Source organism: Pontibacter sp. HJ8, assembly GCF_054824225.1.
Map to the genome: position 1 here is coordinate 1 of NZ_JSYF01000007.1, position 7,479 is coordinate 7,479.

6 protein-coding genes are annotated in these 7,479 nt (G+C 51.3%); 1 reads left to right on the forward strand and 5 read right to left on the reverse strand.

Translation table 11 applies throughout. The annotated features are described in order from the left end of the window. The coding region (locus OB13_RS00430; RefSeq protein WP_461488164.1) for a hypothetical protein at nt 1–532 on the forward strand (532 nt) is incomplete at its 5' end. A 71-nt stretch (nt 533–603) separates the two neighbouring features. Here OB13_RS00430 and OB13_RS00435 read toward each other — a convergent pair. The 5 genes from OB13_RS00435 to OB13_RS00455 all read right to left on the reverse strand — a co-directional run. Further along, nucleotides 604–1,380, reverse strand: coding sequence for an SDR family NAD(P)-dependent oxidoreductase (locus OB13_RS00435; RefSeq protein WP_461488165.1), 777 nt, complete (start codon nt 1,378–1,380; stop codon nt 604–606). A gap of 136 nt (nt 1,381–1,516) precedes the next feature. Further along, nucleotides 1,517–2,023, reverse strand: coding sequence for a hypothetical protein (locus tag OB13_RS00440; RefSeq protein WP_461488166.1), 507 nt, complete (start codon nt 2,021–2,023; stop codon nt 1,517–1,519). A gap of 122 nt (nt 2,024–2,145) precedes the next feature. After that, nucleotides 2,146–2,766: a hypothetical protein gene (locus OB13_RS00445; protein ID WP_461488167.1), complete on the reverse strand. Its 621-nt coding sequence runs from the start codon at nt 2,764–2,766 to the stop codon at nt 2,146–2,148. Between the two features lie 390 nt (nt 2,767–3,156). Next, nucleotides 3,157–5,784: a DUF5686 and carboxypeptidase regulatory-like domain-containing protein gene (locus tag OB13_RS00450; RefSeq protein WP_461488168.1), complete on the reverse strand. Its 2,628-nt coding sequence runs from the start codon at nt 5,782–5,784 to the stop codon at nt 3,157–3,159. Nucleotides 5,785–6,351: 567 nt separating this feature from the next. Further along, nucleotides 6,352–7,479 (reverse strand): alpha/beta hydrolase-fold protein (locus tag OB13_RS00455; protein WP_461488169.1); only part of this gene is annotated, 1,128 nt, incomplete at its 5' end.

Consider the following 7,479-nt stretch of genomic DNA (forward strand, 5'->3'; position numbering starts at 1 on the left):
GGGCTCCGCCATGCATTTTGTACGGGCGCTGCGCCAGACCCAACTGGAGGAGCAAGGCTTTAACCTGCGCCGGCTATACCGCTTCCCCAATCCAAACAGGCCCTCAGACGAGGAAATTGCCGCATTAAGAATACAGGCCAGAGAAGCAGGAGGTATCCAATACCTGGACAAAGCATCGGCCGAAACACTCGACCGCGCCCGGTTACCGAAGCTGATCGAGCAGCTGGATATCAAACCGGTTCCTTATTCCGATTACCTGACTTTTTCCGGCGACGAGGTGAAGATGACGTTCGGGCAGTTTATGCAGGTAGTATACACTGGCGAAATGGAAGAGGAAGCTTTTGTAAAGCAACAACAATTCTTCAAACCGCGCAAGCCAAGCTACCAGACCTCGGTGCTGTCGCTGAAGGCCGATCATGTGCTGCTGGATAAAAACGGAAGTATATACCAGCCCCTGGATGTGCTTTTTGAAGGGTACTGGGGTTTCGAAAAGTTAGGGGATATGCTGCCATTGGATTATACCTTGCCGTAACAGCATGTCACTTCTAACACCTGGCCGGCAGCGAAACCCCTGTACTGCCGGCAGAACTGATTCTCGTTCGTCTAGGCGCCCTGGCCCATGTACTGCGACAGGCCGCCATCCATGAAGTAGCTGGAACCGGTCACGTAGTCGGAGTCGGAAGAAGCCAGGAAAACCGCCAGCCGCGCAATCTCCTCCGGTTTGCCGGCCCGTTTCATGGGGATATGCTCTTCTTTCTCTTCCCGCACCTCTTTGTCATCCATTGCCTCCTGGTTCATGGGAGTCAGGATCATGCCGGGGCAGATGTTGTTTACGTTGATGCCGTCTTCCGCCAGCTCCAGCGCCAGCGTGCGGGTCAGGTTGCGGATACCGGCCTTGGAAGCGCAGTAGTCGGCCGTGCCCGCCGACACGATTTCTTCATGTACGGATGAGACATTGATGAGCTTGCCTTTGCCGCCTTTTTGCTGGCGGTGCCGGATGAAGCGCCGGGAGCAGAAGAAGGTGCCGTACAGGTTGGTGCGGATGGTTCGGTCGAAGACTTCCGTGTCCATGTCGGCCACGTTTATTCCCGAACCGTTGACAGCTGCGTTGTTGACCAGGATATCGATCGTGCCGAATTCTTCGAGCGCCCGGTCAAACAGCTGCTCCACGGCCTGCTCATCGCTCACATCCACCGGTAGTACGATCCCTCTCCGTTTTTGCGCTTCCACCTGGCGGAGTGTTTCCTGGGCGCCTTCTTTATCGGAATAGTAAGTGATGACCACATCGGCCCCTTCTTTTGCAAACTCGACCGCAGTCGCCTGCCCGATACCGGAATCAGATCCGGTGATGAGCGCTATTTTTCCACTTAGTTTCGGCATAACCAGTATACGTTAGGTTGAAGTTCAACAATTTCCTACCTGCTATACCTTAGTACATCAGGTACTCCTCCTCATACTGGTTGCGAGGGATGAATGTTCAGCTGATCAAAAGCATTTAGTGAAGGTATGGCTGCCGTCAGGGGCACAGCACTTTCGGGACTGCAGTGGAGTAGGGCGCTTTTTCCGGGTGCTTCAATCTCCATACCCCGTCTTTTTCTTCCAGCTCACCGGCCTTCATCCGGAGGGTGTCCGGTTCCAGTTTGAATATCCTTTCTTCTTTGGCTGTCACGCCTTCCGCCTGGTAGGTATAGATCGCGGTAATGATACTGTCCTGCAGGCTGCCTTGCAGGGTACCGGTCATTTTGTCTTTTTCGGCCGGAAGCCAGTGCAGGATGCCGGTTACAGCCGTTCCCTTGATTGTCAGGTTGATCAGCAGGGAATCACTTATACCGGGTATCGTATCCATACCTGAAATAACGGGCACGCCCTGTGTTACCTGCAGAAAGCAAAGCTCACGTAGCGGAGTCGTGGCGTTCGCAGCAGCGGAGCGGGTCTGGTGCGTTTGCTCTGGTTTGTCAGGGCTGCAGGCAGCCAGCAAGGCAGCCAGGCAGAAGGAAAAACCGGAATGCAGGATGGCTTTCATAGGTATAGGTATAGCAGAAAGGCAGGTAAGAGTAGCAAAGAGTTGCATACGGTATACTACTCACCGGAAGAGGAGTTGCAAGGGCCGCTGCCGGCAGGAGGGAGGTATAGCAAGCGTGTACTTCAGAAGCTGGTTACATCCACTTTGGAGGGGGTGACACCGAGGCTGGTCAGCTCATCCGAAAGCTTCAGGAGTTCGTTTCTTAACGTGTCTTCTTCCTGCAGTTGTTCTTCTGAGAAAGAGAGCACGCGGGACAGGTATAGGTTTTCTTTCAGCTGGAGTTCACAGGTCAATCGGTCAAACATGCTACTATCCGGGCAGATCTGAATCATCGGGGCGACCTCTATTTTGAAATTCTGCAGTTCAGGGTTGATGATGTCGACCTTGTAATAGTAGTTGCCCATCTTGCCGATCAGGTACGTGGAGAGCTCCCGCAGGATAGAATTATACCCTTCAATTCCGCCATAAAAATCCAGGGCAGTGAAGGCCGGGAAATTATACAGGCGCTTTTTGTGGAGGAGCTTTTCGTAGTTGTTGAGCAACGCAAACAGGATGATAGCCACCGCAAATAAGGCTGCATATAAAATAGATTGCGGCAGCCGCTGCTGCAGGAAGTGCCAGGAGAATCCGTTCCGGAAAATAGTGGGCAGAAAAGTAAACGGAAATACCAGCATGAACGCAACAAGGAATCCGCGCAGGAGGCTTTTTCGCTCCGAGACCACAATGGCTACTAGTTCTCTCATCTGATTTGTACAGCGGGCTAGGGGTGCAGGCTAGTTTGTGAACCTAAGGGTTAGCATGGCACTGATTTTCAGCTATGAAGTTAAGATTTATTATCATTTCATAAATGAAATATAGAAATCTTTTTTTAGAAACCATTTAGCTTCGTCGTAGCCATACAGGCTGTGTGATGCGGAAGATTTGGAAGGGAGCCGGAAGGAAGATAATCGTTTAAAGTCCTGCTTTTCTTAAGCTACTTTTTCAAGGATTTGTTCCGGTTAAACTAGCTTTCCGGTGTCCTGCTCTGCGCACAAAGCTATACCTGAAGCCAGCGCATCAGGTATAGCTTTGTAGTTTAGTTTGCTTGGAGAATATGCTGTCAAATCGCTGCGGCTATACCTTCCTTCCGTTTCTTAATTCGTCGATATTTTAAAGATGGTGGCTATACCTATCCGGAAGCCCAGTTCCTGGAAATTGCGGTCGCTGAAAGAAGCGGCGGCTTCGATGCGCAGTACCCGGAACACGTTGTCGAGCGAATAGCCCACTTCGTAGTAGTGGGGCGATTGCTGGGTTTTGAGGTAGTTGAAGAACACATTTTCTTTCAGGCCGGCGAAGCGCACCTCCGGTATGTGGGTGAGCAGGAACTTGCGGAACTGGAAATGGGTGTGCCCCGAAAAGTAGCTGTTGTTGGTGCTGTACTGGTAGTAGTCGAGCAGGCGGAATGCACCGGCCGGTTTGAGACTGCTCAGAATCGTGCGGTTGCCATCGAAGTGCTGGTAATCCATGAAGTATAGGCTGCGGTTGTTGAGGAACGTGCCGCCGCGCAGTTCAAACTGCAGCCTGCCGCGCACCCCAATGGCAAAGCCGTGGTTGATGCCGAGCTGTAACTGGTCAAAATCCACGTCGCTGCCCAGTATACCGGCTATACCTTTGCGGTACTGGAGCAGCAGCTCGGGCGATTTTTCCAGCAAGGGTATTTTGCGGCCGTTGTACATCCGGTAGCGTTGCAGGGGGCGGTAACTCACATTGGCTTCCAACACGAGCGCCTCATGCTCTGGAAAGCCGGTATCCTCCAGTTCGATGTTATCCGGTGTGCTGGGTGTAAAGGCTCTTTTCGCATCGGTGTAGAAGTAGCTGTGGCCGGTCGTATTGTAGAGTTGGTTGCGCTGTGCCCACTCCAGTTGTCCGCTCACTTTCAGCCAGACAGAAGGTTTGTACTCATACCCTGCCTGGGCAAAGGTTTTCTCATAGATCTTCATGTAGTTGCGCCGGAACAGCAGCGTGCTGAGCGTGTTGATGTGCGGATGAATCGGATTTTCGTCGTTGTACTGCTCTACAAACTTACCGCCATCCAGGTAGACCAGGTGGGATTTTCCGGCGCGCCTGACCTGGTGGGACACCCGGGCTTTGGCATAAAAATCGTCGCTTGCAAAGCCATACCGGAAAGTAGGAGCAACCTCGAAGGTGCGGCGCAGGCTGTCGTACTGGTGGCGCAGGCGTCCGGTCAGGTTCACGTTATACCCTTCCACGGTGTTGTAATAAACATTGGCGAACGTCGGCTCTATGTTCAGGCGCGTTCTGGGGGAGAGGCGGTAGTTGCCGCCGGTCACCACGTCCAGCGGGTTGAACTTCTTTTTCTTGATGACCTTGGTGGAGTCCTTGCCTGTCAGTTCGGCTGATTTTACCTGCGCCAGCGAGTCGTCTCGCTGGTAGCCTTTGAGCTCCTTGGTGCTGAGCGGCACAGGGCGCACCGAATCCCAGTAAGCTGAGTCCCGCTTGGTGGCGAGTTTGTCAACGGTATACCTTCTCTCGGATACTACCTCCGGTTGCTTTTGCTCCTTCAGTGCTTCTTTTTCCTGGGCCAGGATCAGTTGACGGAACTGCTTGCGCGTCAGTTTATCCTGGTTTGCCAGCATTTCCAGGTCGTTGTTGTTTTTAGGCGGTTTGATAGCCGCTACGGCAGCCGGAACCTCCTCAGCCTTCTCGTCTATGATCTCCTTCGGAGCTACCAGTTTTTTATTCAGGACCACCTGGTAGTCGGAGCAGGATGCCAGGTATTTGAACTCGCCTGCAAAGCCCATCACTTTGCCCGAGAAGGTATACTGGTGCGTGGTCGGCATCCAGACGGCCGGGGCAACTTCGGCAAAGTTCTGCTTCACCTTGATCGGGAAGCCCATCATGCTGGTCTGCAGGTCCAGGCTGTGGATGGCCCAGTAGTTTTCGATGATGTAGATGTAGCCCTCAAACACATTGTCGCCACGCGAGCGTGGCGTTACTTTGATCTTATTCACGTCGATGTCGCCTTCCCGGAAGCTGCCTTCGTACTGGAACCTGTAGTAGGCAAAGGCAGACTTTGACAGCGGCGAAATCATATCCACCACTTTGTCTTTGTAAAAGCTCTCGTTCACAAAGCTCATGGGAGAGATTGAGCCTTTGTTATCGCCGGAGGTGCGAATGGAAATCACCTTTTCCTCCAGCTTGTTGGGCTGGCTGAATTTGATCTCGCTCACCGACTCCAGGGTATAGGCTTCGTTCAGTTTTACACCTTCTTCCTTGAGTTTCTTTTTGAGAAAGAAGGGCGCGTTGGTGAGCTCGCCCGTACCCTTGACGTATACCTTCATTTTGTAGCTGTCATACTGCAGCAGGTGGTACTTCTTCTTGGCGATGGCCTTGCGCATAATGGTATAGGCCGGGTCTTCGCCTTTTCCTTTCACCTGCACCTCCTTGAGGGCGAAGGATTGCTCGCCCAAACTGAAGTTGCGCTCTACCCAATCCTCTTTTATTTCTACCTGTACCTGCTGCGCTTCATAGCCGATGTATTTTACGAGCACGGTATGGTCCCCGGCCGGCAGCCGGATCTCGTACTGCCCTGTGGCGTTGCTGGATGAGCCGTTATTCAGGTTCGTGATGTAAACAGAGGCAAAGGGAAGCGGCTCTCCGCTACGGCTTTTGATGGTGCCCCTGATGCCTTGCCCGAAAAGGGGAAACTGTAATAAAACCAGCGTAAAGAGCAACAGATGCTTAAAGGAAGAGGAATGCATATGCAGGAATGATGTGGGGGATGAATTGGTACTAGGCGCTGTAAACTTTTAGTAACTGTAACTTTAACGGAAAATCAGGAGCGAATTTCCGGAAAGGAACAAACCCAGGTATAGCGCTAAGGACAAGCCACTGGCCGGGAGAGGCGCTGCCTGATTTGTGATGGACAGCGACTGATCTGGGAGCAGGCGCGAAAGCCGACAAAGAGGTGTAAAAGATGTTGTTTTCAAGGTATAGCTAAACGTGAGGTTGCACTCAAATATAATAACATATGAAGAATGTTATATAGGTAAGAGTCAATTATCCCTTGAAAGGTTGCCTGGCTTGAGAGACATATTTGTTAAACAGTAGAAAGAAAGGCACGCTCCCTTTGTTCTGCCATTCTACCAGCATGCATTTGAATGTTGCTTGTGAGGAGTCTTCCTGTATAAGAGGACCTAAACTAATTATGGATGGTGATATGAGAATTCAGTAGTCTGGTTCACTAAATAAATGCGAATCAGAAAGGCCTTCCGGAGTCATCCCTGGGAGGCCTTTATGGTAGTTAAAGTGGCGTGGTTCGCAACTATTTATTTCCGTGCCTGCAGCTGCTCTAATTTCTTCCTGGTCTGGGGTACTTCCTCCAGCGCTAAAGCTTTTTTAAATGCTTCGATGGCCTTCTTTTTGTCTTTCCGCTCCACGTAATAATCTCCCATAGAATCATATGCATTGGTGCTGGTTGGGTAATTGTCAATGTTCATTTTGAAGAAGCCGTAGGCTTTGTCATAGTGTTTGTTGCCCATGGAAATATATCCCAGTATATTCACTATGCCTTGCGAAGGCAGCACGGGATACTGCATCAGGGCAGACACGGAGCGGTAATGGTCTTGGATGTACTCCACCGTGATGGTGGGGTCTTGTATGTCTTTATCCATTTCATACTTCTTGAAGATGAAACGAAGGGCGTCATACTGGGCAGGTAGCGGTACCGAGGAGTGGTTGTCCTCCGGGTAAAATTTCCAGGCCCAAGCTAGGTTCTTGCTTTTTCGGAGAGTCTCCCTGAACTGGAAGTTGTTGCGTACGTTGCCATTGCCATAAGCTGTGTCTTTGATAACCCGGATCGTATCCATTCCTTTTTCCATGGTGTTGGACGCCGCGAAAAAGAGGCTTTTGCCGGCATAGTCTTTTTGGGCTAATGCTTTCTCTGTTTGCTTCACGATGAGGTGGTTGTCCCACCAAAGGCTGGGGTCGATAGCTACATAAGAAGTAAACAAGGCAGGATGGTTGACAAACGCATGCAGGACGGTGAGCCCTCCCAACGAATGGCCTACAAACATGCGGTACGGTGCAGTGTTGTAGCGGGCATCAATATGCGGCATCAGTTCCTTCTGGATAAAGGAGATAAACTTCTCTCCCCGGCCTGAGTTCCTGAAATCAGGATCTACCGATCCATCGCGGCTGAGCATGGAACGGGTGGGAGTAAGGTCGCTTCCCCGGTCCCTGTTCACGATGCCTACCACGATCATTTCGGGCATTTTGCCATCTGTGCTTAAATACCCTGCTATCCCGGTCATGGAATGAAAGAAATCCCTGCCATCCAAAAGGTACATCACCGGGTAACGTGTTTTGTTGTCAGCCCCGGCAGAAGCAGGCACATACACCCAGATTTCTCTATCCTCCTCTAAAATAGTAGAATGGATGATTTCTTTTGTCCCGAT